General features: G+C 70.4%; 1 protein-coding gene. It reads left to right on the top strand.

All coding sequences use genetic code 11. From position 1 onward, the window contains the following. Positions 1-749: S8 family peptidase (locus ADK55_RS17775; protein WP_159041439.1), on the top strand; the 749-nt coding region annotated here is incomplete at both ends.

Raw genomic sequence — 749 nt, 5'->3', positions numbered from 1 at the left:
GTCGGTGGCCACCCGCCTCCTCGTCCCGCGGGGAGCCGAGCCCCTCCCCCTCCGTTCCCCCCCGTACCGGGGCCTGGCGCGACGTCGGCACCCACGGTACGCACGGGGCGGGCACCGTCGCGGCGGCCAAGAACGGCAAGGGTGTCATCGGTGTGGCCCCGGGCGTGAAGATCTCCTCGGTGCGCATCGCCGAGCCCGGTTCCTCGCTGTTCTTCGCCGAGAACACCGTCTGCGGGTTCATGTGGGCCGGTGACCACGGCTTCAAGGTCACCAACAACAGCTACTACACGGACCCCTGGCAGTTCAACTGCCCGGACAACGCCGACCAGGCCGCGATCATCGAGGGCGTCAAGCGCGCCCAGGAGTACGCGGAGGGCAAGGGTTCGCTCCAGGTCGCGGCCGCGGGCAACTCCAACATCGACCTGGCCAACAAGAAGACCGACACCGAGAGCCCGAACGACTCGACGCCGGTCACCCGCACCATCACCAACGCCTGCCTGGACATCCCGACCGAACTCCCGGGCGTGGTCACGGTGTCGGCGATGGGCACCACCGCGAAGGCCTCGTACTCCAACTACGGTCTGAACGTCATCGACGTCGCGGCCCCGGGCGGCGACGCCACCGGCATCTACAGCACCCAGCCGGGCGGCAAGTACGGCACCATGAGCGGCACCTCGATGGCCTCCCCGCACGTCGCGGGCGTGGCCGCGCTCCTCGCGAGCGCCAACCCGGGCATCACCCCGGCGCAG

It is taken from the genome of Streptomyces sp. WM4235 (assembly GCF_001279725.1).
Classification (GTDB): domain Bacteria; phylum Actinomycetota; class Actinomycetes; order Streptomycetales; family Streptomycetaceae; genus Streptomyces.
The sequence above is the reverse complement of the archived record's forward strand: the minus strand, read 5'-3'. Positions and strand labels throughout refer to the sequence as shown.